Source organism: Rhizobium leguminosarum, from assembly GCF_019798305.1.
GTDB classification, from domain to species: Bacteria; Pseudomonadota; Alphaproteobacteria; order Rhizobiales; family Rhizobiaceae; genus Rhizobium; species Rhizobium leguminosarum_U.
In genome coordinates this window covers 1-22,030 of the sequence record NZ_JAAXDD010000015.1, presented here as the reverse complement: position 1 = coordinate 22,030, position 22,030 = coordinate 1, and the positions used below count along the sequence as shown (strand labels likewise).

Genomic DNA, 22,030 nt, shown 5'->3' with positions numbered 1-22,030 from the left:
TGTTAGCTGATGACGATGAAACCGATGGAGGTAACGCCGGTGCCCAGATTTCTTGCGGTCTACACCATGAAACCAGAAGCCCTCGCGTCGTTCCGAAGCTTGCCTAAAGCCGAGCAGGATGCCGTCGATGCCGCCGGCATACCCCAGTGGTCAGCCTGGGAGGAACATAATGCTGCATGCATTCTTGATCGCGGTGGCATGGTGGGCAAAACGACACGCGTGACGAAGGACGGGGTGCAAAAAGCTGAGAACCAGTTCTGTGGCTACCTGGTCGTGGAGGCGGAAACCGCTGATGCCGCCGCTCGCCTATTCCAGGACCATCCGCACTTCAATGTGTTTCCTGGTGACGGTGTAGACATCATGCCGTTTCTGACTTGAAGACGGTCTGGCGAACCCCACCCACTTCCGCGTCTCTCACCTGCTTGTTGGAGGCGGCGGAAGTCCGCTAAGGGCCAATAACGGGCGTGGAGAGCTTGCCGCACCGTCCGAGGATCTGATCAATTTCATCACTGAAATTTGCGACAGCGCCGTTCGCGAAGACTCCGCCGGGCGCAGCAGGCGGATCCGGCCCCGCATAAGGGGCCAGCCTTGCTGGCCCCTTACCTATTTCAGATATCGCTAGCAGCGCTCGACCAGAGGTCGGCCGCTTCGGCGGCCGTCATGCGCCGCACCTCGGCCTCGTGGCTGCGGCTGGCGAAGAGTTCGCTGGCCATGATCTGCTCGGCCAGATCGGCCGGAAGCGAGAGGATGACGCGGGCTTCGCCATTGTGCAGGCCGCCAAGTTCGCTGCGCTTGCCGGTCACCATGCCGCCGGCGACCGTGTTGTTGGTCTCCGGATCGATCAGGATGAAGGAGCCGGAAAGCCGGTTCTGCTCATAGGGGTCGAAGATCGCCGCTTCGTCGAAGATGAGCCGGACTTTGCCGATGGCGTTCATGTAGAGCCGCTGGGCGGCGTTCCAGGTGCCGGTCTTCAGCTCCAACTGGCTGAGCGGCTGCACCTGGACACGCTGGCGGCGGCTGCCGCTCTTCAGCCAGTAGCGTTTGCCGGGCTCGATACCCTCGGGCTGCAGCGCGACGATCTGTGCGTCGAAGGCAAGGCCGACCTGCGGCTGGGCGTCGATCGAGACGATCATGTCGCCGCGCGCCACATCGACCTGGCGGTCGAGCACCAGGGTGATCGCGTCGCCGGCAACGGCTGCGTTGCGGACGAGATCGAAGGTGACGATCTTCGAGACATTGGCGACCATGCCCGACGGTAAGATCATGACACTGTCGCCCGGCTTGACCGAGCCGCCGGCAACCGTGCCCTGATAGCCGCGGAAACTTTCGCCGGGACGCGAGACGCGCTGCACGGAAAGGCGGAAGCCGACCGTCTGCGACGAGCGCACGGTGGCAAGCTCCAGCGTCTCCACCAGCGAAGGGCCGGTATACCAGGGCATGGCGGCCTGGCCGGAATAGACGACGTTTTCGCCCTTCAGCGCCGACATCGGAATGGCGGTGATCTGCTTGACGCCGAGCGATAGGGCAAATTCCCGGAAATCATGGCTGATCTTGTCGAAGCCGGCGCGGTCGTAGCCCGTCAGGTCGATCTTGTTGACGGCAAGCACGAACTGCTTGATCCCCAGCAGCGAGGCGATCGTCGCGTGACGGCGCGTCTGCTCGAGAATGCCGAGGCGCGCATCGACGAGCAGGATGGCGAGATCGGCGGTCGAGGCGCCGGTCGCCATGTTGCGGGTATATTGCTCGTGGCCGGGCGTGTCGGCGACGATGAAGGAGCGCTTGTCGGTCGAGAAATAGCGATAGGCGACATCGATGGTGATGCCCTGTTCGCGCTCGGCCTGCAGGCCGTCGAGCAGCAGCGCGAAGTCGGGCAGGCCGAGATCGTTCTGCTTGCCGGTGGAATCGCGCTGCAGGGTGGCGGCCTGGTCTTCCTTGACCGCCTTGGTGTCCCAGAGCAAGCGGCCGATCAAGGTCGACTTGCCGTCATCGACGCTGCCGCAGGTGATGAGGCGCAGCGGCCTGGTATCGCGCTGAGCCTTGAGCGGCTCGGCGGCGGGCAGGCTGACGACGGTGGCGGCCGAGACGGCGGTTTGGGCTGCAGTCATCTCAGAAATATCCTTCACGCTTCTTCTTTTCCATGGACCCGGACTGGTCGCGATCGATGGCGCGGCCCTGGCGTTCGGACACCGTTGCAATTTCGAGTTCGGCAATCACCTCTTCGAGGGTGGTGGCCTGTGAGCGGATGGCGCCGGTCAGCGGGAAGTCGCCGAGGGTGCGGAAGCGGATCATGCCTTCCTGGCGTACTTCGCCGGGCAGCAGTTCGAGGCGCGGATCTTCGGCCAGGATCATCATGCCGTCGCGCTCCACGAAAGGCCGCTTCTTGGCGTAGTAGAGCGGCACCAGCGGAATGTCCTCGGCCTGGATATAGCGCCAGATATCGACTTCGGTCCAGTTCGACAGCGGGAAGGCGCGCACGCTCTCGCCCTTGCGGATCATGCCGTTATAGATGTTCCAGAGTTCCGGCCGCTGGTTGCGCGGATCCCAGCGATGGTCGGGCGTGCGGAAGGAATAGATGCGCTCCTTGGCGCGGCTGGCTTCCTCGTCACGCCGCGCACCGCCGAAAGCGGCGTCGAACTGGCCGGCATCAAGCGCTTGGCGCAGCCCCTCGGTCTTCATGATGTCGGTGAAGGCGGCCGATCCATGCGTAAACGGCGTGATGTTTTCGGCTTTGCCGCGCGGATTGATGTGCTCGATCAGATCGAGATCATACTTCTTCGCGGTCTCGTCGCGAAAAGCGATCATCTCGGAGAATTTCCAGCCGGTGTTCACATGCAAGAGCGGGAAGGGCACGCGGCCGGGATAGAAGGCCTTGCGCGCCAGGTGCAGCAGCACTGAGGAGTCCTTGCCGATCGAATAGAGCATGACGGGACGCTCGAATTCGGCCGCAACCTCGCGGAAGATGTGGATGGATTCGTTTTCCAGCGCTTTCAGATGCGGGTCGAGCGGCGCCTTGGCGCTCTGCGGATTGCTGAGTTCCGTATCCGGACGGCTATCGGGCATGTGTTACTCCAGGCTATCGGTCGTTTGCGGGTGCCCGCAAAGCAATTCCTTGATGTTGGCTTTCCCAGGGAATGTTGACTTTCCCAAGGCTGCGGCGGTCGCCGCGCCCTGATTGGGAAAGCCGTGGGGTGATTTACTGTGCGGCGATCGCTGCGGCCTCTTCGGCGACATGCAGGCCGCATTCGCGCGTTTCGTCCTGCTCCCACCACCAGCGGCCCGCACGTTCCGGCTCGCCGGGCTTGATCGCCCGGGTGCAGGGCTCGCAGCCGATCGAGGGATAACCGCGGGCGTGCAGCGGATTGACCGGCACGCCATTTGCGGAAACGAAGGCCTTGATCGCCTCCAGGTCCCAGTCGGCGAGCGGATTGACCTTCAGCAGGTGGCGCTCGGCGTCGTATTCGGCAAAGGGCGTTTCGGCCCGGTTGGCCGATTGGCCGCGGCGCAGGCCGGTGATCCAGATCGCAGCACCTTCGAGGGCACGCGCAAGCGGCTTCAGCTTGCGCATGCCGCAACAGGCATGGCGGGCTTCGACGCTCTCGTAGAAACCGTTGAGGCCGTATTGCGCCGCATAGGCGTCGATATCGGCCTTCTCGGGCTCGAAACGATGGATATGGATGTCGTACTGACTTTCGGTCTCGTCGATCAGCGACAGCGTCTCGGCAAACAACCGGCCGGTCTGCAGCGTCGCGATATCGATCGGCAGGCGGTGCGTGCCGATCTCGGCGGTGATCACCTGGTCCTCGATGCCGAGCGACGTCGTGAACACCACGCGGCCGCCAAGACCGGAGACCAGCGACAGACGTCCGGCAAGGTCGAGGCCTGTCAGTCTGTCGTTCAGCGCCTCGGCTTCCGCAATCGGCCCTTCTTCCGCAATCGTATTGATAGCAGTCATGAGATTCCTGTCCTTTGTTGACGGGAGTATCGCAGTTCCCGCATGGATCGGACAGAAAAAGGGATTTCGAAAGCTGCGGCCGGAGGAGCAAATATCTCTCCGAAGCTGCCGCGATGCAGAAAAGCAGCCGCCTGCGGATGAAAATCCACATCGGCAGCTCGAATGTCTATAGAAATAGTAGAGTTACACGCAGCCTGTCAATCCGAAATCTGAAGTGATTCCGAAAATGGTGCAGAAGGCGCGCTTTTGGCATAGATTAAGCGCGCTTGGCCGAGGGCGAAAAACAAGGCCAAAACGCTTGTCTCTCAAGGGTTTTTCCGGCGCGTTCAAATTCCGTTCATGCTGGTTGTGCCATAGAGGTGAAAGTACTTCCGTAGCGGTGCGGAAATTCGCGCCGCCTGTGTGTGTCGATGGTCAAAAATGATTACGCAAAAGGCGAAATATGCGCTGCGAGCGCTCACGGTCTTGGCTGATGCCGATGCCGACGAACCGGTGATGATTTCCGATATCGCGGCGCAGCAAAAGATCCCGAAAAAGTTCCTCGAACAGATCCTGCTCGACCTGAAACATCACGGCGTCGTCGTCAGCCGTCGCGGCAAGCAGGGCGGTTATCTCCTGCTGAAGCCCGCCCACACGATTACCTTCGGCGAGATCCTGCGCATCATCGACGGCCCGATCGCGCCGCTGCCGTGCCTCTCGATCACTGCTTACCGCAGATGCGACGATTGCGACGGTGAACAGAATTGCCAGATCCGCCACGTCTTCGCCAAAGTCGCCGACGCCACCCGCAAGGTGCTGTTCTCGACAACGATCGCCGATGCCATCGCCCCAAAGCACAGCGCCGAAGTCACCCGGCTGCTGGCCTGAGCATACGCCCGCCTCTTTCTCAAGATTTGGTGAAATACCTTTTCCTCCGGCTCCGATGCTCCAACTGCCTGCTCATGCTGGTAGGGAGAATATCATGTCTATGATTTCAGCACAGCGGATACTGGCTGCTGCCATACTCTCGGCGGCCATAGCGACAGGCGCGGCCGCTCATCACGGCTGGTCCTGGGCCGAGGCGGACCAGATCGAACTGCGTGGCACCATCGAGAAGATCTCCATGGGCGGACCACATCCGACGCTCGATGTCGCCACCGCCGATGACGGCGTCTGGCTTATCGAGCTCGGCAATCCGCGCCAGACGGAACGCTCCGGCTTCGTCGAAGGCGTGGCCAAGCCCGGCGACCAGGTGGTGGCCCTTGGAAACCGTTCGCAGGATGCAAAGGAGAAGCGGATGAAGGCGGTGCGTCTCACTATCGGAGAGAAGCGCTACGATATCTATCCCGACCGCATCAAGACGAACTGACCTCTGGGCGAACTGACCTGTCGTGATGGACACTCTCGAATGGCTGTCGGCTACCACGCCTGCGCTCGCGCTCCGGCGCTCCGGAACGCTCTACATGTTCGTCAACGCAGCCCATATCGTGGCGATCGGCCTTCTCATCGGCGCCATCCTGCCGCTCGATCTGAGGCTCGCCGGCTTCGTCCACAAGGTGCCGGTTGAGATCGTCGCGCCGTTTCTGTCACGCTGCGCCGGCGTCGGCCTTGCCGCGGCTATTGTCACCGGCTTCTGCCTCTTCAGCGTCCGGGCGGTCGAATATGCCGCCAATCCCGCCTTCCTCGCCAAGCTCGGACTGGTTGCCTTTGGATTACTCAACGTGCTGGTGGTGCACGCTGGGCAGGGTTGGCGAACGGCAACCACGGTCGGCATTCTACGTCCTGCCATAAGAGTATCGGCGGCTCTGTCGGCGGCGATATGGATCGCCGCACTTGTGGCGGGACGCTGGATCGGATTTCTCTGATAGTGGAGGGGAGTTGAATATAACACGACGATCCATCATATTGCATTGCAATTGCAACGCATGAGGAAGTCATGAAAACGGCATCTCTCCCGTCCCTTCGCGTGGATCCTGAATTGCGCGCTGCCGCCGAAAGCGTTCTCAAAGAAGGCGAGAGCTTGTCGTCGCTGATAGAGGACTCTCTTCGCCGCCAGATCGATTATAGAAAGACCCAAGCGGAGTTCATCGCGCGCGGTCTGGCTGGCTTGGCTGACGCGCAGCGGACTGGTGTGTTTTACACAACGGACGACATTCAGGCGTTGGTGCGCAAAAAGCTTGAAAAGGCGAAAGCCCGTAAAGCAGCGCAGCAGAAATGACCTTCGAGCTAAAGTATACCCAGACCTTCTATGAGGATCTGGACCGGCTCGCCGATTTTCTGATCGAACATGATCCGGATTTGGCGGAACGTGCGATCAACGCCATCCAAAAAGCGCTGATGATACTCCAGGATTTCCCGCTTATGGCCAGACGCGCATCTGCGGACGATCCTTTGCTGCGCGAGCTCGTCGTGCCATTCGGTTCAGCCGGGTATGTCATTCTTTTCAAAGTGATGAATGAAACGAGCGTCATTGTCCTCGCCGTCCGTCACCAGCGCGAAGAAGATTACCACTGACTACCTGTCGCTGACGGCCCAGCGCGGATTGACCCACGGCTCCTGGTTCGAGCGCGCCAGCGGCTGCTTGCCGAGGATATGGTCGGCCGCCTTCTCTCCGGTCATGATCGACGGCCCGTTCAAATTGCCATAAGTGACGTGCGGGAAGATCGAGCTGTCAGCGACGCGCAAGCCATCGACGCCGATCACCCGCGTTTGCGGATCGACCACCGCCATCGGATCGTCCTTGGCGCCCATCCGGCAGGTGCCGCAAGGGTGATAGGCGCTTTCCAGATGTTCGCGCAGGAAGGCGTCGATCTCGTCGTCGCTCTGCACGCCTTCTCCCGGCTGGATCTCCGGCCCGCGATAATCGTTGAAGGCGCTCTGCCCGAAGATTTCGCGGGTGAGGCGCACGCAGTGGCGGAACTTCTCCCAGTCCTCCACATGGCTCATATAGTTGAAGCGCAGCACCGGATCGGCCTTGGGGTCGGCGGAGCGCAAGCTCACGCTGCCGCGCGATTTCGACAGGTTGTAGCCGACATGAACCTGGAAGCCGTGGCTTTTCGCCGCCGCCTTGCCGTCATAGCTGATCGCCACCGGCAGGAAATGGTACTGAATATCGGGCTGCTTCAGCCCTGCTGCAGACCGCAGGAAGGCGCAGGCCTCGAATTGATTGGAGGCGCCAAGCCCGCCGCGCGAGAGGAGCCATTGGGCGCCGGCCACCCCCTGCCAGAACCATGGCAGCCAGGAATAGAGCGACACCGGCTTGGTGCTGACCTGCTGGAAGTAGAATTCCATATGGTCCTGCAGATTGGCGCCGACGCCCGGCCGGTCAGCCTTCACCGCAATGCCCATGTCCTGCAGATGTTGGCCGGGACCGATGCCCGACAGCATCAAGAGCTTCGGCGAATTGAAGGAGGAGGCCGAGACGATCACCTCGCGGTTCGCCTTCACCACCTCTATTCTGCCGTTTCGTTCGATCTCGACGCCGGTGGCACGTCCGTCCTCGATGACGATCCTCTGGGCAAGGCCATAGACGATCTTGACATTGTCCCGCTTCAGCGCCGGTTTCAGATAGGCATTGGCGGCAGACCAGCGGCGGCCGCCGAAGATGGTCTGCTCCATCAGACCGAAGCCTTCCTGCTTGCTGCCGTTATAATCCTCCGTCGTCTCGAAACCCGCCTGTTTGCCGGCCTCGACGAAGGCGCGGAACAGCGGATTGGTGAAGCCGCCACGCTGGACATGCAGCGGCCCGTCTGTGCCGCGCCAGCCCTCTTCGCCGCCATGCGAATGTTCCATCCGCTTGAAATAGGGAAGCACGTCGGCATAGGCCCAGCCGCTGGCGCCGAGCTCCTCCCAGCGGTTGAAATCCTCTGCATGACCGCGCACATAGACCATGCCGTTGATCGAGGAGGAGCCCCCGATCACCTTGCCGCGCGGCGCGGTGATGCGCCGATTGTTGAGGTTCGCCTCCGGCTCGGACAGATAACCCCAATTATATCTCTTCATGCTCATCGGCCAGGCAAGGGCTGCCGGCATCTGGATGAACGGCCCAAAATCGCTGCCGCCCGCCTCGAGGACGATGACGCTGTTCTTGCCGTCCTCGGAGAGGCGATAGGCGAGGGCGGAGCCGGCGGAACCCGAGCCGATGATGACGAAATCTGCTTGCATAGTCTTGTCTTTCCTAGAGCCTGCCATCATCTGGCTGCGTCTTGTGTCTCCCAGAGCCTGCCCCTCATCCGCCTGCCGGCACCTTCTCCCCGCTTGCGGGGCGAAGGGGATATGCCGCGCCGCCTTCCTTAATCTCGACGCTGCTTTAGGGCACGCCCCCTCTCCCCGCGCGCGGGGAGAGGGTTAGGGTGAGGGGCAAAGGGCAGGGCAGTTGTTCTTCAATTCAATAAGGCGCCACGACCGGCCCCATGCCGACATAGACCGTCTTTAGCTCGGAATAATGCTCCAGCGCGGCCAGCGAATTCTCGCGGCCGAAGCCGGATTGTTTCGAGCCGCCGAAGGGGATTTCCACCGGGCAGAGATTATAGGTGTTGATCCAGAGCGTGCCCGCTTCCAGCCGGTCGACGACGCGGTGAGCGCGGGTGAGGTCGGCGGTGAAGACGCCGCCGGAAAGGCCGAATTCGCTGGCATTGGCGCGGGCAATCACTTCGTCCTCGGCGTCGAAATCGAGCACGCACATCACGGGGCCAAAGATCTCCTCGCGGGCGATTGTCATGTCGTCGGTGACATCGGCAAACACCGTCGGCTGGACGTAATAGCCTTCGCCGGAGACGTTGTTCGGAATGCCGCCGCCGGCAATGAGTGTTGCGCCCTCGGCCTTGCCCTTCTCGATATAGGAGATCACCTTCTCGCGCTGCGCCCAGGAGACCATCGGGCCGACCTGCGTCGCCTCGTCCATCGGATCGCCGATCAGCATCGCCTCGGTGCGGACCTTCAGCCGCTTCAGGAATTCGTCCTTGATCGCCTTCTGCACGAAGACGCGTGTGCCGTTCGAGCAGACTTGGCCGGTCGAATAGAAATTGCCGAGCATCGCGCCTCCGACCGCCGAATCGAGATCGGCATCGTCGAAGACAATGAGCGGCGACTTGCCGCCGAGCTCCATCGTCACGTGCTTGAGGTTGCCGGCGGCAGCCGCCGCCACCCTGCGGCCGGTCGGCACCGATCCGGTCAGCGACACCTTGGCAACATCGGGATGGTTGACGAGCAGCGGCCCGGTGTCGCGGTCGCCCTGGATCACGTTGAAGAGCCCCTTCGGCAGTCCGGCCTCAAGCAGGATCTCGGCGATCTTCAGCGCCCCGAGCGGCGTGTTTTCGGACGGTTTGAACACCATGGCATTGCCGCAGACAAGCGCCGGCGCAGCTTTCCAGCAGGCGATCTGCTGCGGATAGTTCCAGGCGCCGATGCCGACGCAGACGCCGAGCGGCACCCGTTTGGTATAGGCAAAATCCTGGCCGAGCGGGATCTGCGAACCGTTGAGACCGGCCGGCGCAATGCCGCCGAAGAATTCGAAGGCATCCGCACCCGAGGTCGGGTCGGCGACAACAGTCTCCTGGATCGGCTTGCCAGTATCGAGAGTCTCGAGTTCGGACAGCGCCCGGTTTCTCTCGCGCATGATGTCGGCTGCACGTTTCAGGATGCGCCCGCGCGCCATCGGGCTCATCGCCGCCCATTCCGGCTGGGCGCGCTTGGCGGCGGCGATCGCCCGCTCGACGATCGCAGGCGTTGCGGCATGCAGCCGGGCGATCACCTCGCCGGTCGCGGGATAGAGGCTCTCGATGACGGCGCCATCGGTATCCTCGACATATTCGCCGTCGATGAAGTGCGAGGCTTTCGGCTGGGCTTTCATGTCATTTGTCCTTGGGTGGTTCGATGTGGTCTTCCCTTCTCGCTCCGGGGAGAGGGGGAGGCGATGGCCAAAAGCGCATTCAGATAATCTTCCGTCAGCGCGATCGAGGCTTCAATGCCGATCGGCGCCGATTTCAGACTTTGCCTGATATAGAGCCCGTCGATCATCGCCGCAGCGCCTTCGGCGATGCGTTCTGCGGCGTCAGCTGGCAACAGCACTTTCAGATCAGCCAGCAGATTGGAGCGCAGCCGCCTGGCATAGATCACCAGGAAACGGCGCGTCTCTTCCGAACGCTGCGCTTCGGCGTAAAAGGCAAGCCAGGCGGCAATTGTGCCCGGCGCGAACTGGTCGGCGTGGAAGCTGACGCGGATGACGGCCGAAAGCCGGGCGCGCGGCGTCCTGGCGGCCTTGAGCGCAGCCACCGTATCGCTGCGCAACTGTCGGAGAAGCGAGCGGATCGTCTCGATCAGCAATTGTTCCTTGCTGCCGAAATAATGATGCGCCAGCGCTGGCGACACGCCGGCCTGCCGGGCGATGTCGGACATGGTGACGGCAAGCGAGCCGTGATCGCCGATCACCCGCAGCGCCGCATCGACAAGCGCCTTGCGGCGCACCGGCTCCATTCCGACCTTCGGCAACAGACCACTCCTTGAAATCAGCGACAGGTTATTTTTGATTGACTGATCAATCAATAAAAATCTTTAGCGATTTGCTTGGATGCAGATCTTTCCCTGCCGAATTGCTGCAGCATATTCGAATGTGTCAGGAGGTGCGTCATGGCCGATGTCTTCGAGGGAACGCCGACATCTTCGCTGCAGTCGAAATGGATCTGGTTTGCCGGTCTCGGCGTTCTGCTGCTCGTCTGCGGTCTGATCGCGCTCGGCAATCTGATGCTCGCCACCGTCGTCTCGGTCTATTATGTCGGCATGCTGATGCTGTTCGGCGGCGTGATCTATCTCGTCCATGCCTTCCAGGTGCGCGGCTGGGATCACGTGCTGTTCTGGATACTGAGCGGCCTGCTTTATGTGCTTGCCGGCATCTGCGCCTTCATCAACCCGATCCTGACTTCGGCGGCGCTGACGCTGTTTCTGTCGCTGGCGCTCGTCGTCGCCGGCGTCTTCCGCACCTGGGTCGGCATGCGCATGAAGCCCACCAAGGGCTGGCGCTGGATCGTCGCAAGCGGTGTCATCACCGCTCTTGCCGGTTTCGTCATCGCGCTCGGCTGGCCGGTGAACAGCCTGTGGATCCTCGGCCTGTTCCTGGCCGCCGATCTCATCGTCCAAGGCTCGACGTTGATCGCCTTCGGCCTCGGCATCCGCAGTTCAAACTGATGCCGCTGACCGTTCTTTTTTGACAAGACCCGTTCTTTTTTGACAAGACTAGGACAGGGGATTAGACTTAACGGGTTACAGGCCGGTCCCGCGCAAGAACGGTCTGAGTGCGAATGCACCAAGGCACCGGCGAGTTCGCCGAGAATGCTAAAAATGGTCATGCGTCCCCCAGAGGCAGGGTTCTGCCTGATCAGAAAAGGGAGGAAGTTCATGCCGATGGTCACCGTTTCCATCTCTCCGCAACAGGCAGCGGGCATCCGCGCCGCGGTCGACAATGGCGGCTATGCCTCGAGCAGCGAGGTCGTCCGCGAGGCGCTCCGCCTGTGGGATAGCACCCGCAAGCTCAATGAGTTCCGGGACGATGTTCTCGACGACGAGGGCGTTCCGTCAGGCGGCAGATGCGTCGCCGACATGTTCGCCGATCACGAGGCGGAGCGCCGTCGCTCCGCCTGAACAAGCGTTTGATTGTATTGGAAAAATTGAATAAACGCGGAGCGCGTGCAAGACCCTTGCGCGTTTCATAAAACTTTCACATTGGCGAAAGAGTTCATTGACCCTTCTGCGGCATGTTCCGGACGAAAAGAACAAGTCACAGTGGAGATCAGCCCCAATGAAAACCGGGATGTCCTTGGCTGCCACCGTCGCGCCGGATGTCCTGCGCCGCTACGCCAGCGATCAGATCGTAACCCTTGCCAAGCTCGTGGTCGAGAACGCCTTCCAGCCGATCGTCGAGGCCGGCACCGGCACGGTCTTCGGTTACGAATCCCTGATGCGCGGCCAGGACCGCATCGGCTATGATACGCCGGTCGAAATCCTCGACGAGGCCCATCAGCTGGGCCAGCTGCTGCAGCTCGAACAGATGGTCGCCAGCCGCGCGCTCGCCAAATTCGCGACGCTGTCGAATTTCTCCACCGCGACGCTGTTCCTTAATCTCGATGTCCGGCTCATCCCGCATGGCGAAAGCCTGGTCGAAACCCTGCTGCAACACCTGCGCAAGGCCAATATCCCGCCATCCTCCGTCTGCTTCGAATTCTCCGAACGTTTCGACAATACCAGCGTGCCGGAATTTTCCGGCCTGGTTTCCAGGCTGCGCAAGGCCGGTTTCAAGCTGGCGATCGACGATTTCGGTGTCGGCCATGGCGAGATGAAGCTGCTCTGCGACTATCCCGTCGATTATCTCAAAATCGACCGTCATTTCGTCGCCGAGATTGATCGCAGCCCGCGCAAGCGTCATCTCTTGAAAAGCATCGTCAATATTGCCCACGTGCTCGGCACACGCGTCGTCGCCGAAGGCATCGAGACCGAGGCCGAATTCATCGCCTGCCGCGAATATGGCGTCGACCTCGTCCAGGGCTGGTTCATCTCCCGCCCAACGACGCATATATCGGAGCTGGCGCCGTCCTTCCCGCATCTGCAGGAGCTCGGCAAGAGCAAGCGGGGCAGCCAGTCGCTCGACGAAATCCTCATCCGCAAGCAGATCGAGCTGCTGCCCACGGTTTATGAGAACGACAGCATCGACAGCGTCTTCGAACTCTTCCGCCGCAATCCGCGCCAGGCCTTCTTTCCAGTCCTCAATGCCAATGACGAGCCGCGCGGCATCATCCACGAGCATCACCTCAAGGAATATATCTACCAGCCCTTCGGTCGCGATCTCCTGAAGAACAAGATGTATGAGCGCAGCATCTCGCATTTCGTCGACATGGCGCCGATCGTCGGCCTCGACAGCGACGCCGAGCAGCTGATGGCCATCTTCGCCAATATGGAAGGCAGCGTTATGCCGGCGTCGTCTCCGCTGCATCGCTGATCAAGGTCATCAACGAGAAACAGCTGAAGACCGCACAGGACCAGAACCCGCTGACCGGCCTGCCGGGCAATCGCGCCATCCGCGATTACATGCGTCAGTCCGGCCGCGACGGCGATGAGCTCCGCCACTTCTGCTATTGCGACTTCGACAATTTCAAGCCGTTCAACGATGCCTATGGCTTCCATCTCGGCGACCACGCGATCTCGCTGTTTGCCGCTCTGATGCGCCGCTATTTCTTCGCTGAGCGCCATTTCCTCGGCCATGTCGGCGGCGACGATTTCTTCATCGGCATTGTCGGCTGGACCAAGGAGGAGCTGACGGAGATCCTCGATCGGCTGATCAGCGATTTTCATGAGGATGTGCGGGATCTCTATTCCGACGAGGACCGCGCCGCCGGCCGCATCCTCGGTCACGACCGCACCGGCGCCGAAGCTTTGTTCCCGCTGATGCGCTGCTCGATCGGCGTCATCGAACTGCCGGAAGGCCTCGTTGTTGACGATATCAACCGCGTCAGCGCCGAGATCGCCATCATCAAGTCGGCCGCCAAGGACAGCGAGGAAGGTCTCGTCTTCCATTTCCTACAGCGCCGCGCGTCTTTTTAGACGCGCAAAGGACGCTGTAGCACTTATGCCGTGGGCGAGGCGAATTGACGCCTTTGCCACATCGTGCCTTCCCAAGCCTGCGGGGCTGATTTATTCCGGTTGCTTACGATTAGGGAGGAGCCGGTCATGCCTTTGCCTCAGGATATGCGTTTCGTCGATCTGCCGTCCTTCGGCGGACCGGAGGTGATGGCGATTGGCAGGCGTCCGCTTCCTGTGCCCGGCGACGGAGAGGTCCTGGTGCGCGCCGAGGCGATCGGCGTCAACCGCCCCGATATTGCCCAGCGCCAAGGTAGCTATCCCCCGCCTAAGGATGCGAGCCCGATCCTCGGCTTGGAACTGTCGGGCGAAATCGTTGCCGTCGGCTCGGGCGTCAGCGGCCATGCCGTCGGCGACAAGGTCTGCGGCCTCGCCAATGGTGGCGCCTACGCCGAATATTGCCTGCTGCCGGCAGGCCAGATCCTGCCCTTTCCCAAGGGCTATGACGCGGTGAAGGCGGCAGCTTTGCCTGAGACCTTCTTCACCGTCTGGGCCAATCTCTTCCAGATGGCCGGGCTGACGGAAGGCGAGACGGTGCTGATCCATGGTGGTTCCAGCGGCATCGGCACCACGGCGATCCAGCTCGCCCGCGCCTTCGGCGCCGAGGTCTACGCGACGGCGGGCTCTAAGGAGAAATGCGAAGCCTGCGAAAAGCTTGGCGCCAAACGCGCGATCAACTACCGGACCGAAGATTTCGCCGAGGTGATCAAGGCCGAGACCGGCCACGGCGTCGATATCATCCTCGACATGATCGGCGCCGCCTATTTCGAGCGCAACATCGCCTCACTGGCGAGGGACGGCTGCCTGTCGATCATCGCCTTCCTTGGCGGCGCGATTGCTGAAAAGGTCAATCTCTCGCCGATCATGGTCAAGCGCCTGACGGTCACCGGCTCCACCATGCGGCCGCGCACGGCGGAAGAAAAACGCGCCATCCGCGACGATCTGCTCTCCGAGGTCTGGCCGCTGCTCGCCGCCGGCACCGTCGTCCCCGTCATCCACAAGGTCTTTGCCTTCGAAGAGGTCGTCGAAGCGCACCGGTTGCTGGAAGAAGGCAGCCATGTCGGCAAGGTCATGCTGCGCGTCGGCTAGAGCAATTCCAGCAAAAGTGTGCAGCGGTTTTGCCAGGCAAGGCGTGAAGCGCTTTTGCCGGGAATTGCGCCAAAACAAAGAGATAGAGCGTCCTTAGCGCGTCCGGTCGGACGCGCGGCGCTCTAGCGTTAGCGAGATGCCGACGGCAAGAATACCGGGCAGCGCCATCAGCAGATAGAGCCAGTGCGCCGCTGAAAGCGCGCCTGCTATGCCGCCGGGATCGACGAGGCCGGCGCCATTGGCGATGACGCCTGAGAAGGCGGCACCAAAAGCGCCGCCAAGCGAACTCATCGTCGGGATCGCGGCGGAGGCCTTGTCCTTCTCGTTGTCGGCGACGAGTTTCAGCACCATGGCGACCAGATGCGCCCAGCCGAGCCCGATGCCGAAGCCCATCATGAACATGCCGATCGCCGCCGGCACGATGAGGAGCAGATGCCCCTCGGGATTGTCCTTGGCCAGGAAGACGGCGAGGCAAGCGGTCGCCGCCGCCTCGATGAGGGCGCCAATGACGATTGCCCAATAGGCCCGTCTGCCGGTCAGCGAGCCGCTGAGGAAGGCAGCGAATGTCCAGCCGAGGGCGACGAGCGCCACCAAATAACCCGATAGGAGTGGCGCCACCCCATGCAGGGTCTGCAGGAAATAGGGAATGAAGACGTCGCTGACGAGCACGACGGTCATGGCGAACATCGTCAGGTAGACCCGTGCAATCGGCCGGGAGAGGCTGACGGCGCCGGACGGCAAGAGCCGGTTCGGGCTCTTTCGCTCGATCAGAAGCATGGTCGCCACCGCGATGACCGAGGCCGCGATCAAAGCGATATTCGCGCCTGATGTCTCGATCGCGCCGGCCGCACTGACCATCAACACGGCAGCAAGCAGCAGGCCGATCTGGGCAACCGGCGTCTTTACCTGCTCGCGGTCGTCCTCGACGTCGGGCAACAGCCGCGGCGCCAGGAACGCCATCAGCAGGCCGAGCGGCACGAGCACGATGAAAGCATAGCGCCAGGTCTGACCCGAAGAAAAGAAGCCGCCGAGCGTCGGCCCGATGACGGTCGAGACCCCCCAGATTGCCGCGTAGAGCGTCGATGCCTTCGGCCACAGCGGCTCGGGATAGACGAAGCGGATGAAGGCATAGCCGAGCGCTGCCAGCGCGCCGGTTCCGAGACCCTGCACCGAGCGCCCGATCAGCACCACCGGCATCGACGGTGCGGCTGCGGCAATCAGGCAGCCGGCGCCGAAGACCAGCGCTGCAATCACATAGATGGATCGAAGCCCTATGCCGCGCGGCCGCATGGCGACGAAGATCGAGCCGAGCACGGCGGCGGCGACGAACAGGCTGGTGACCCAGGAAAACAGCGCAAGGCCGCCGATATCGCGCACGATCGAAGGCGCGATCGTCGCCATGATGTAACTCTCCACCGCATAAAGCGTCACGCCGCCGGCCAGCATCAAGGTTGCCGGCAGGTGCTCGGGCAGAAAGAGGCGGAAAAGGGAACTGGGGTTCGGGATGGCTGCAGTCTGGTCGATATTCGACATGGGAGGCCCCCGAGAATTTTTACTGGCGAAGGATTATTTTCCAAGTTATAAATTGGAAAATTACACGTAGCGCTGATTAAAACAAGACTTGACTTGGAAAATATGCGTCAGTCTCCAGCCATCCGGATCCTGATCCTGATAAAGACCGACGGCCCCCAGCTTGCCGCCGCGATCGGCGATGCGCTCGGGATATCAGGCGAAGCCGCCCGCCAGCAGCTTTCGAAGATGGCGGAGGAGGGGCTGGTGGAACCGGTCACCGTTGCCGCTTCTGGCCGGGGCCGGCCGCGTCAGCTCTGGCACCTCACAGCCAGCGGCAACCGCCAGTTCCCGGATGGCCATGCCGAGCTGACGGCAAATCTCCTCGGCACGCTCGTCGAACAGCTCGGCCCCGCAGCCCTCGATACCGTGATCTCCGCCCGCGAGGCCGAGACGCTGCAGCGTTATCGGCAGGAACTCAACAAGATCGGTGACCTAGCCTCGCGCGTCGAGGCCCTTGCCGGCATCCGCAGCCGCGAGGGCTATATGGCCGATCATTGGAGGCAAGCGGACGGCTCCTTCATGCTGGTCGAAAACCACTGCCCGATCTGCGCCGCCGCCACCGCCTGCGCCGGCTTCTGCCGCTCCGAACTCGAAACCTTCCGCGCCGTCCTCGGCGCCGGCGTCGAGCGCAGCGAGCACATCCTCGCCGGCGCCCGCCGTTGCGCCTATCGCATCACGCCACGTTGACGCCTGTCGATCGGAACGTCGTGGTTCAAGCCAACTGCCGCGCCTGCCACCGGCTGCTTTCGAGATAGAGCAGCACGCCGATCGATGCGATATCCGCGGCCGCGCCGACGAAGGCGGTGCCGGAATAATCGGTGATCGCGGTGCCGAAGGCGAAGAGGCCGGCGCTGATGCCAACCCCAATGAAAGTGTTCAGCGAGATCAGCGACGTTCCAAGTCCCGGCCGGTCCGCGATCAGGTCCTGCAGATAGGTGATCGGCACGCTGAGGATCGCTGCCGCCCCGCAGGCATTGGCGAGGAGCAGTGCATAGATGTGCCAGGGCGCGGAAGCAAAACCGAGCAGCAGCAGATAGACGCAATAGATCAGCGCGCCGAAGGCGAGCACATGCGCGCTTCGGAAGCGGCGCTGCGCAAAGCCCCACATCATCATGAACGGCATCTCGAGCAAGGCCGTCAAGCCTGCCATGAAGCCGACATCGACCACGGTGCCGCCGGCCGCATGGACGATGATCAACGGCAAGAGCATACTGTTCAGCCGCTGCAGACCGAACAGCATCGCCATGACGATGACGCGCGACAGCACATGCGGCACGAAGATCCGTTTCAGCGAAGCAAAGAAGCCGACTGGATCGGGGGCAGGGCCGGCGGTGCCATTTCCGGGTGCGAAGAAGAAATACAGGCAGAAGCAGGTGCAGCTTGCCAAGGCCGCGATCCCATAGGCCGGCGTCATCGACGGCGAACTGACGAGATAGAGGCCGATCAACCCCGGCGCCAGCGCCCATGAGCCGGAAAACAGCGCCCGCACCGTTGCAGTGATCGCCGCCCCCTGGCCGCGGTCCATCTGGTTCGTCCTGGCGCGCAGGCTGGCAAACAGCAGCGAATAGGTGGAATTGCTCATCGGCACCAGCAACAGCGTGGAGAAGATGAAGACCACGGAGCTATCAATGAGCGCGATCGACCCGAAGCCGAGCATGCCGGCAACGGAAAGCCCCAGCACCAGCGGCCGGCGCTCCTTCAGCCTGTCCGACCAGATGCCGAGCGTCAGGCTGGTCGTGACGTTGACGATTGCCGAGAAAAACACCAGCGCCGAATAGGCGCCATTGCTCAAGCCGAGTTCATTGACCCCGATGATCGACTGGTAGGGCGCGGTCGAAGCATAGGTGAAGGCCAGCGCGACGAGTGTCACGGTTGGGATGCGGATCCTGTTGTCGCGAAGGATCAAGGAAAAGGTGGATGGCATGGGGAGCGGTTCCTGATGCACCACTCTTAGCTGCATCTGACCTATCAGAGAAACGATAGTTTTCGATCGCTTCGGTCAATTTATGTGATGAATATTCGGACGATGTGATCGCCGAACGAGCCCGCAGCGAGGCTCACCCCACCCTCCGTCATCCTCGGGCTTGACCCGAGGATCCACGCTGGCATCTATCAGCACCGGGCATGGATCCTCGGCACAAGGCCGAGGAGGACGGAATCTGTGTGACATCCAGCCACATATCGACCCGGTGCTCTATCAGGCAGGCACCCGCGCGGCCGCCTAAGCCTGGCAAAGCGTCAACCCCGTTGGCTTTCGCCGCGTGACGCGTTATGGACTGCGCTATCCCGCCAGCATCCGGACAAAAGCTCATGACCAATCCCGTCACCGTCGAAGTCACCCGCGGCCTGCTCGTCGAAAGTCGTCATCGCGGCGCGGTGGTTGTAGTCGATGGCGACGGCAAGCTTGTCTTCTCGCTGGGTGACATCGAGGCCGCCATCTTCCCGCGTTCGTCCTGCAAGGCGATGCAGGCGCTGCCGCTGGTCGAGAGTGGTGCGGCCGATGCCTATGGCTTCGGCGATAAGGAATTGGCGCTGGCCTGCGCCTCGCATAATGGCGAGGACGAGCATGTGGCACTGGCCCACTCCATGCTGTCGCGCGCCGGGCGCGATGCCCAGGCGCTGGAATGCGGCGCCCACTGGTCGATGAGCCAGAAGATCCTGATCCAGCAGGCTCGCACGCTCGAGGCGCCGATCGCGCTGCACAACAATTGCTCGGGAAAACATGCCGGCTTCATCTGCGCCTGCTGCCATCAGGACCTCGATCCAAAGGGCTATGTCGGTTATCTCCACCCGCTGCAGGTTGAGATCCGCGCGGCGATCGAAAGCCTCACCGGAGCCGTGATTGGCGCCGATAGCTGTGGTACCGACGGCTGCTCGATTCCGACCTATGCCGTGCCGCTGCGCAGCCTTGCCCATGGTTTCGCCAAAATGGCGACCGGCATTGGTCTGGAACCCTTGCGCGCCAAGGCATCCCGCCGGCTGATCGAGGCCTGCATGGCCGAGCCGTTCTATGTCGCGGGCTCCGGCCGCGCCTGCACGGCGCTGATGCAGATCGCTCCCGGCCGCATCTTCTGCAAGACAGGCGCCGAAGGCGTCTTCTGCGCGGCGATCCCGGAAAAGGGCATCGCCATCGCGCTCAAATGCGAGGATGGCACGACCCGCGCCGCCGAAGCCATGGTGGCGGCGACACTCGCCCGTTTCTTCGAGACGGAAAGCGAGGTGCATGCGGCCCTGATGGCCTATGCCGCAACGCCGATGCGCAATTGGAACGGCATCCATGTCGGCGATATCAGGGTCACCTCCGCCTTGGCCGGATGAGTCGAGCTTTCGTATATAAGTTATTAGAAAAATAAGAATTGCCTAATATAAAGGAGTACGTCCCGCGATCGCGGATGCACCCTTTCGCGGCGACGTGAGCACAGTCCTGGAAGCCGTGAGGGCAGGGCATGTTTGCAGGCCGCTATCTCTGGTGGATGCTAATGGGTATCGGCATCTTCATGTTCGCCGCGCTGAGCCTCGATTATATCACCTGGCTCACGATCCAGCTGTCCGGCTGCGGCGACATGGCCGGCGCCTGCGAGCCGGCTCTCCGGCTAATATCGGGCGTGCTCAAACCCGCCTGCATCTGGACCGCGATCGGCGTGCTCTTCATGGCGACGCTGCTCCGTCTTCACGCTCTCTCGCTCATCCGGTTCTGGGGGCCGATCGTCGCCATCTGGTTCGTCGCTTCCACGCCGATCCTGCTCTTCCTGGCGGGGGATCCGGCGGCGCTGACGCAACCCGCCACCCTGGCCGCACTGCCCGTCGCCTTCCTGTTTCTGGCGACTTTCGCAGCCTATCTCATGTTTGCCCTGGAGGATGGCGACGTGCTGCCGCTTGCAGCCTCGGTGCCGTTGCGCCTCACCCTCCGCCTGACGGCGGTCTACGGCGCGCTTTCTGGCGCAGCCTTCATGCCGGAACTGTCGCGGATCGCCGGGACCCTGCTCGACATGCCGGCGCTTTCCGTCATCATCGCGCTGGCGCAGCCATATCTGCAGACGATGCTGACCTTTGGAACCGGCAGTATGGCGCCGGCCTATGCCGTGCTGGCGGCCTTCATCGCGGCCCTTGCCGCAAGTTTCTTGCCGCATGCTGCAGCACCGCAGCCCTCCCGCAGCACCATCATGCTGCGGCGATTGCGCCGTTGAGATCGCGATAGGGTTTCAGCTGTTCGGCCGTCATCTCCATGGGCACGATCAGCCCCGCCACCTCGGAAATGCCAAGCACCGGGCAGGGCGAGACGAGGTCGAACTTCTCCTCAGTCAGCAGCACATGCGTTTCGGCCGCGCAGCGGGCGATGTGCCGCTTGATCGCCGCTTCCTCGAAATCGCCGGTGGAAAGCCCGTGTACTGGATGGGCGGCCGTCACCCCGAGGAAGAAAAGGTCGGGGCGAAGCTGCGAGATCGCCGCCATCGCTGCCGCTCCCGTCGCCACCATCGAATGTTTGTAGAGCCGTCCGCCGGTCAGGATCACCTCGGCCGTCGGGTGGTGTTCCAACTCGGCGGCGATCGTCGGGCTGTGGGTCGCAACCGTCAGCGGCATGTCGCGCGGCAGTTGCCGGGCGATCTCCGCCGTCGTCGTGCCGCCGTCGAGGAAGATCATCTGACCGGGCTTGACCATCGCCGCCGCCGCTGCCCCCAGCCGTGCCTTGATCTGTGACGAGACGCTGCGCCGTGCGGTGAAGTCAGGCAGATCTGGCGCCAGCGGCATCGCCCCGCCATGCACCCGTTTCAGCAGGCCCTCTGCCGCCATTTCCCGGAGGTCGCGCCGGATCGTGTCTTCCGAAAGCGCGAAATCCTCGGCGACGCGTTTGGCGATCACCTGACCGTCACGGCGCAGGATGTCGAGAATGAGGGTCTTGCGTTGCGTTGTCAGCATCGTCTCTCTGCACGAGATTAAACAGAATATCCCGATATTGCACGAAGTGACTCGACATTCAAGAAATATCGTGCATTTTCACGAAATCCCGTGCATGAGGCCGGGAGTGCTCACGCATAAGCGGAGCGAAGGAGTGGATCATGTTGATTTTGATTGCCGGACCTTATCGGTCAGGGACGGGTGACGACCCGGAAAAGATGGCTGCCAACCTGAAGCGGCTGGAAGCGCCCTCGCACGCGCTGTTTGAAGCCGGCCATGTGCCGATGATCGGCGAATGGGTGGCGCTGCCGATCTGGCACGCCGCCGGCGGCCGGTCGGTCGGCGATGCGCTCTACGAAGAGATCTTCCACCCGGTCGCCGGCCGGCTGCTGCAGCTCTGCGAAGGCGTGCTGCGGCTGCCCGGCGATTCCAAGGGCGCCGACAACGACGTCCGCATCGCCCGGGAACGTGGCATCCCGGTCTGGCACCGGCTGGAGGATGTGCCGGGCTGCGGGTGAGAGGGTTTTGGCCCGCGCTTTGCCCTTCGCTTACGCTCAGCGCATTCGCGGCGTTGCCGCTCACCCCCTTAAACCGACCCTTTCGGGCCACTCTCCCCGCTGGGGAGAAGAGGGAGCAAGCGGATTGGCTTCGGTTCCACAACAGACGCTTTGAGAGGAAGTGAGGCGCTGCCACAAATCTCTTCTCCCCAGCGGGGAGCAACCATGTTTCAATTTTGCCGGTACTGTGGCGTCCATTCGGTCTTTCGGATGAGGATGGCGTTGGCGAGAATGATGAGTTTTCGGGCGACGGCTATGACGGCGCACAGGTGTTGCTTCCCGTTGCTGCGCAAGCGCGCATAGAAGGAGGCCAGATCCGGATTGTGCCGGGTTGCCGTGAAGGCGCACATGAACAGGCTCT

General features: G+C 62.2%; 22 protein-coding genes and 2 pseudogenes. 14 read left to right on the top strand and 10 right to left on the bottom strand.

Going from position 1 to position 22,030, the window contains the following annotated elements; translation table 11 throughout:
• Positions 1-39: 39 nt before the first annotated feature.
• Positions 40-378, top strand: coding sequence for a hypothetical protein (locus HFO99_RS24730; RefSeq protein ID WP_222298997.1), 339 nt, complete (start codon positions 40-42; stop codon positions 376-378).
• A gap of 230 nt (positions 379-608) precedes the next feature.
• Here HFO99_RS24730 and cysN read toward each other — a convergent pair whose 3' ends face one another.
• The 3 genes from cysN to HFO99_RS24715 form a co-directional block, all read right to left on the bottom strand.
• Complete coding sequence (gene cysN, locus HFO99_RS24725) at positions 609-2,105, bottom strand: sulfate adenylyltransferase subunit CysN (RefSeq protein ID WP_222364177.1); 1,497 nt, start codon at positions 2,103-2,105, stop codon at positions 609-611.
• Position 2,106: 1 nt separating this feature from the next.
• Positions 2,107-3,060: a sulfate adenylyltransferase subunit CysD gene (cysD, locus tag HFO99_RS24720; RefSeq protein WP_003546395.1), complete on the bottom strand. Its 954-nt coding sequence runs from the start codon at positions 3,058-3,060 to the stop codon at positions 2,107-2,109.
• A 133-nt stretch (positions 3,061-3,193) separates the two neighbouring features.
• Positions 3,194-3,952, bottom strand: coding sequence for a phosphoadenylyl-sulfate reductase (locus tag HFO99_RS24715; RefSeq protein ID WP_222364176.1), 759 nt, complete (start codon positions 3,950-3,952; stop codon positions 3,194-3,196).
• A gap of 420 nt (positions 3,953-4,372) precedes the next feature.
• Here HFO99_RS24715 and HFO99_RS24710 point away from each other — a divergent pair, with 420 nt between their 5' ends.
• The 5 genes from HFO99_RS24710 to HFO99_RS24690 all read left to right on the top strand — a co-directional run bounded on the left by HFO99_RS24710 (position 4,373) and on the right by HFO99_RS24690 (position 6,445).
• On the top strand, positions 4,373-4,819 hold the full coding sequence (locus HFO99_RS24710; protein ID WP_017963424.1) for an RrF2 family transcriptional regulator: 447 nt from the start codon (positions 4,373-4,375) through the stop codon (positions 4,817-4,819).
• 94 nt (positions 4,820-4,913) lie between these two features.
• Positions 4,914-5,300, top strand: a complete 387-nt coding sequence (locus HFO99_RS24705; RefSeq protein ID WP_222364174.1) for a DUF6152 family protein — start codon at positions 4,914-4,916, stop codon at positions 5,298-5,300.
• A 22-nt stretch (positions 5,301-5,322) separates the two neighbouring features.
• Positions 5,323-5,796, top strand: coding sequence for a DUF6644 family protein (locus HFO99_RS24700; protein WP_222364173.1), 474 nt, complete (start codon positions 5,323-5,325; stop codon positions 5,794-5,796).
• 71 nt (positions 5,797-5,867) lie between these two features.
• On the top strand, positions 5,868-6,149 hold the full coding sequence (locus HFO99_RS24695; RefSeq protein ID WP_027664997.1) for a YlcI/YnfO family protein: 282 nt from the start codon (positions 5,868-5,870) through the stop codon (positions 6,147-6,149).
• Entirely contained in the window at positions 6,146-6,445 is a 300-nt protein-coding gene (locus HFO99_RS24690) for a type II toxin-antitoxin system RelE/ParE family toxin (RefSeq protein ID WP_020049057.1), read from the top strand. Before HFO99_RS24695 ends, HFO99_RS24690 begins: the two co-directional genes overlap by 4 nt.
• Here HFO99_RS24690 and betA read toward each other — a convergent pair whose 3' ends face one another.
• The 3 genes from betA to betI all read right to left on the bottom strand — a co-directional run bounded on the left by betA (position 6,446) and on the right by betI (position 10,405).
• Positions 6,446-8,095 (bottom strand): choline dehydrogenase, encoded by a 1,650-nt coding sequence (gene betA / locus HFO99_RS24685; RefSeq protein ID WP_222364172.1) that lies wholly within the window; start codon positions 8,093-8,095, stop codon positions 6,446-6,448.
• 223 nt (positions 8,096-8,318) lie between these two features.
• The gene (gene betB / locus HFO99_RS24680; RefSeq protein WP_222364171.1) at positions 8,319-9,782 is read right to left on the bottom strand and encodes a betaine-aldehyde dehydrogenase; all 1,464 of its coding nucleotides are present in this window, start codon (positions 9,780-9,782) and stop codon (positions 8,319-8,321) included.
• Positions 9,779-10,405, bottom strand: coding sequence for a transcriptional regulator BetI (gene betI / locus HFO99_RS24675; protein WP_222364470.1), 627 nt, complete (start codon positions 10,403-10,405; stop codon positions 9,779-9,781). Before betI ends, betB begins: the two co-directional genes overlap by 4 nt.
• A 153-nt stretch (positions 10,406-10,558) precedes the next feature.
• Between betI and HFO99_RS24670 the strand changes: the two genes are divergently transcribed.
• From HFO99_RS24670 to HFO99_RS24655, 4 genes and pseudogenes are all read left to right on the top strand, one after another.
• Entirely contained in the window at positions 10,559-11,113 is a 555-nt protein-coding gene (locus tag HFO99_RS24670; RefSeq protein WP_029874334.1) for an HdeD family acid-resistance protein, read from the top strand.
• A gap of 210 nt (positions 11,114-11,323) precedes the next feature.
• Positions 11,324-11,566, top strand: a complete 243-nt coding sequence (locus HFO99_RS24665) for a type II toxin-antitoxin system ParD family antitoxin (RefSeq protein WP_003546415.1) — start codon at positions 11,324-11,326, stop codon at positions 11,564-11,566.
• A 157-nt stretch (positions 11,567-11,723) separates the two neighbouring features.
• Positions 11,724-13,519 (top strand): annotated as a pseudogene (locus HFO99_RS24660) (bifunctional diguanylate cyclase/phosphodiesterase).
• Positions 13,520-13,645: 126 nt separating this feature from the next.
• Positions 13,646-14,644 carry an NAD(P)H-quinone oxidoreductase gene (locus tag HFO99_RS24655; RefSeq protein WP_222364170.1) on the top strand — a complete coding sequence of 333 codons (999 nt, stop codon included), beginning with the start codon at positions 13,646-13,648 and terminating at the stop codon, positions 14,642-14,644.
• 93 nt (positions 14,645-14,737) lie between these two features.
• Here the strand turns inward: HFO99_RS24655 and HFO99_RS24650 are convergent, their stop codons facing one another.
• Positions 14,738-16,177: an MFS transporter gene (locus HFO99_RS24650; RefSeq protein WP_222364169.1), complete on the bottom strand. Its 1,440-nt coding sequence runs from the start codon at positions 16,175-16,177 to the stop codon at positions 14,738-14,740.
• 102 nt (positions 16,178-16,279) lie between these two features.
• Here HFO99_RS24650 and HFO99_RS24645 point away from each other — a divergent pair, with 102 nt between their 5' ends.
• Positions 16,280-16,903: a helix-turn-helix transcriptional regulator gene (locus tag HFO99_RS24645; RefSeq protein ID WP_222364168.1), complete on the top strand. Its 624-nt coding sequence runs from the start codon at positions 16,280-16,282 to the stop codon at positions 16,901-16,903.
• A 25-nt stretch (positions 16,904-16,928) separates the two neighbouring features.
• On the opposite strand, the gene HFO99_RS24640 is transcribed toward HFO99_RS24645, so the two are convergent.
• Positions 16,929-18,140, bottom strand: coding sequence for an MFS transporter (locus HFO99_RS24640; RefSeq protein ID WP_222364166.1), 1,212 nt, complete (start codon positions 18,138-18,140; stop codon positions 16,929-16,931).
• Between the two features lie 386 nt (positions 18,141-18,526).
• Between HFO99_RS24640 and HFO99_RS24635 the strand changes: the two genes are divergently transcribed.
• Both HFO99_RS24635 and HFO99_RS24630 read left to right on the top strand, forming a co-directional pair.
• Positions 18,527-19,534 carry an asparaginase gene (locus HFO99_RS24635; protein ID WP_222364164.1) on the top strand — a complete coding sequence of 336 codons (1,008 nt, stop codon included), beginning with the start codon at positions 18,527-18,529 and terminating at the stop codon, positions 19,532-19,534.
• A 128-nt stretch (positions 19,535-19,662) separates the two neighbouring features.
• A complete protein-coding gene (locus HFO99_RS24630) occupies positions 19,663-20,403 on the top strand; it encodes a hypothetical protein (protein ID WP_222364163.1) in 741 nt (246 codons plus the stop codon).
• Here HFO99_RS24630 and HFO99_RS24625 read toward each other — a convergent pair.
• A complete protein-coding gene (locus HFO99_RS24625; protein WP_222253826.1) occupies positions 20,378-21,133 on the bottom strand; it encodes a DeoR/GlpR family DNA-binding transcription regulator in 756 nt (251 codons plus the stop codon). The genes HFO99_RS24630 and HFO99_RS24625 overlap by 26 nt on opposite strands.
• A gap of 140 nt (positions 21,134-21,273) precedes the next feature.
• On the opposite strand from HFO99_RS24625, the gene HFO99_RS24620 reads away from it, so the two are divergent.
• Complete coding sequence (locus HFO99_RS24620; protein ID WP_003546432.1) at positions 21,274-21,630, top strand: hypothetical protein; 357 nt, start codon at positions 21,274-21,276, stop codon at positions 21,628-21,630.
• Positions 21,631-21,839: 209 nt separating this feature from the next.
• Here HFO99_RS24620 and HFO99_RS24615 read toward each other — a convergent pair.
• A pseudogene (locus tag HFO99_RS24615) lies at positions 21,840-22,030 on the bottom strand (IS110 family transposase); the annotation flags it as partial.

Bases quoted from the DNA above. Each gene is read 5' to 3' on its own strand.
- HFO99_RS24645 (WP_222364168.1), top strand. From the start codon at position 16,280: ATGCGTCAGTCTCCAGCCATCCGGATCCTGATCCTGATAAAGACCGAC.
- HFO99_RS24705 (WP_222364174.1), top strand. From the start codon at position 4,914: ATGTCTATGATTTCAGCACAGCGGATACTGGCTGCTGCCATACTCTCG.
- betB (WP_222364171.1), bottom strand. From the start codon at position 9,782: ATGAAAGCCCAGCCGAAAGCCTCGCACTTCATCGACGGCGAATATGTC.
- HFO99_RS24620 (WP_003546432.1), top strand. From the start codon at position 21,274: ATGTTGATTTTGATTGCCGGACCTTATCGGTCAGGGACGGGTGACGAC.
- cysN (WP_222364177.1), bottom strand. From the start codon at position 2,105: ATGACTGCAGCCCAAACCGCCGTCTCGGCCGCCACCGTCGTCAGCCTG.
- HFO99_RS24695 (WP_027664997.1), top strand. From the start codon at position 5,868: ATGAAAACGGCATCTCTCCCGTCCCTTCGCGTGGATCCTGAATTGCGC.
- cysD (WP_003546395.1), bottom strand. From the start codon at position 3,060: ATGCCCGATAGCCGTCCGGATACGGAACTCAGCAATCCGCAGAGCGCC.
- HFO99_RS24655 (WP_222364170.1), top strand. From the start codon at position 13,646: ATGCCTTTGCCTCAGGATATGCGTTTCGTCGATCTGCCGTCCTTCGGC.
- HFO99_RS24635 (WP_222364164.1), top strand. From the start codon at position 18,527: ATGACCAATCCCGTCACCGTCGAAGTCACCCGCGGCCTGCTCGTCGAA.
- HFO99_RS24715 (WP_222364176.1), bottom strand. From the start codon at position 3,952: ATGACTGCTATCAATACGATTGCGGAAGAAGGGCCGATTGCGGAAGCC.
- HFO99_RS24710 (WP_017963424.1), top strand. From the start codon at position 4,373: ATGATTACGCAAAAGGCGAAATATGCGCTGCGAGCGCTCACGGTCTTG.
- HFO99_RS24650 (WP_222364169.1), bottom strand. From the start codon at position 16,177: ATGTCGAATATCGACCAGACTGCAGCCATCCCGAACCCCAGTTCCCTT.
- HFO99_RS24670 (WP_029874334.1), top strand. From the start codon at position 10,559: ATGGCCGATGTCTTCGAGGGAACGCCGACATCTTCGCTGCAGTCGAAA.
- HFO99_RS24630 (WP_222364163.1), top strand. From the start codon at position 19,663: ATGTTTGCAGGCCGCTATCTCTGGTGGATGCTAATGGGTATCGGCATC.
- HFO99_RS24640 (WP_222364166.1), bottom strand. From the start codon at position 18,140: ATGCCATCCACCTTTTCCTTGATCCTTCGCGACAACAGGATCCGCATC.
- HFO99_RS24625 (WP_222253826.1), bottom strand. From the start codon at position 21,133: ATGCTGACAACGCAACGCAAGACCCTCATTCTCGACATCCTGCGCCGT.
- HFO99_RS24665 (WP_003546415.1), top strand. From the start codon at position 11,324: ATGCCGATGGTCACCGTTTCCATCTCTCCGCAACAGGCAGCGGGCATC.
- betI (WP_222364470.1), bottom strand. From the start codon at position 10,405: ATGGAGCCGGTGCGCCGCAAGGCGCTTGTCGATGCGGCGCTGCGGGTG.
- betA (WP_222364172.1), bottom strand. From the start codon at position 8,095: ATGCAAGCAGATTTCGTCATCATCGGCTCGGGTTCCGCCGGCTCCGCC.
- HFO99_RS24690 (WP_020049057.1), top strand. From the start codon at position 6,146: ATGACCTTCGAGCTAAAGTATACCCAGACCTTCTATGAGGATCTGGAC.